Here is a 564-nt window from a genome sequence, read left to right as displayed (position 1 = left end):
CCCTTGATATTCACGCACCACTAAGGTGTCGTCTGCCAACCCATCCACTTTGAGCCTAAAACTTAACGTCGCCATTTCTCTTCCCTTCCACATTTGAATGTCGAAAAACCTTAAGCTCAATACACAAAAAAATGCTATGTACTGAGCTTAAGGTTCCAATATGGGTCGCCCGCCCCAAGGACATGAAACACGAACGAGCGACCCAAAAAACTAAGCGTGATTACGCTTCAACAGGCTTGCGCCAATCGTCTGAGCCTGAAGTACCAGCGTTGATGTGATCCCACAGGATTTTACGGTAAGACATTGATACTGTAACGTTTTGCGTGAAATCAGAGTTAGTTGGATCTTGGCAGTGTGGCATTTCACATTGAATGTCCACGATAGACGCGCTTTCCAGTTTGGTGGTGAAGAAGTTTTCTTGCTTACCTTCGATAGAGGTGCGGTACCATTTTAGCTCAACCGATTTCATCTTCTCGCCAGACGCCAATGCGTTATAAAGAAGCGGAACCGCTTTATTTAGCGCTACGGTAAATTTGAATGGCTTATGAACACGTTGACCAGAAG

Annotated in this window: 1 protein-coding gene; it reads right to left on the bottom strand. The window is 45.2% G+C overall.

Translation table 11 applies throughout. The features are described 5' to 3' along the window. Nucleotides 1–220 precede the first annotated feature (220 nt). On the bottom strand, nt 221–564 hold a 344-nt coding region (tssD, locus tag EYW48_RS21395; RefSeq protein ID WP_277433066.1), incomplete at its 5' end, for a type VI secretion system tube protein TssD.

Origin of the sequence: Vibrio sp. 1180_3 (assembly GCF_029478545.1) — a bacterium.
GTDB classification, from domain to species: domain Bacteria; phylum Pseudomonadota; class Gammaproteobacteria; order Enterobacterales; family Vibrionaceae; genus Vibrio; species Vibrio aestuarianus.
The sequence above is the reverse complement of the archived record's forward strand: the minus strand, read 5'-3'. Positions and strand labels throughout refer to the sequence as shown.